General features: G+C 38.4%; 1 pseudogene. It reads right to left on the reverse strand.

The features are described 5' to 3' along the window. A pseudogene (locus ACS8FD_RS22080) lies at positions 1-210 on the reverse strand (type I methionyl aminopeptidase); the annotation flags it as partial. Positions 211-619 lie beyond the last annotated feature (409 nt).

Below are 619 nucleotides of genomic sequence, written 5' to 3' on the forward strand. Positions count from 1 at the left end.
TGATTTTGGGAAGCCATTATAATTGAGCGGCGCTGGGATAGCTTGCTGCTCATTAACGATATAATCGTGAGCTATTTGATTGAGCGCTTCGGTACTGATACCGACTCTCACGTGCTCATCAAGCATCACAAGTACGTCGCTGGCAAGCTTACCGGCGACACGCATTTTTTCTATGGCTTCAGGGGACTGGATAAGGGATTTTTTAGTCATCATTGTCGTACTTATAGTTATAGAATGAAAGTAGAGGCATTATAGCATAAATACCTGGTTAACGGCCCTACCATAGACGCTAGCGGTCACGGTCTTTCACTGGTAAATGCTTGACAGCTTTATATAAAATGCCAAGCGAGTACTGATTTAGAATAATTAAGACTAAATCAGCAGTTAGCAGGTAGTGTATGTCTTGACAAGGTGTATTAGCAAAATAGCTATACAGTGAAACAAATCTAAAGGCAAGGGTGTACGCAATCTTTCATGACAATAATCTGCTCGTCGTGCATAATAGTGTTGATGTTTAGCGCATCTATCTAGCAAATTAAATAAGAGCTATTACAAAAGTGCTAGCCTCAAATAACCAATAAAAATATATTGATTATACAAAGGTTTAAATTTATCTATT

Source organism: Psychrobacter sp. 1U2 (assembly GCF_051847575.1).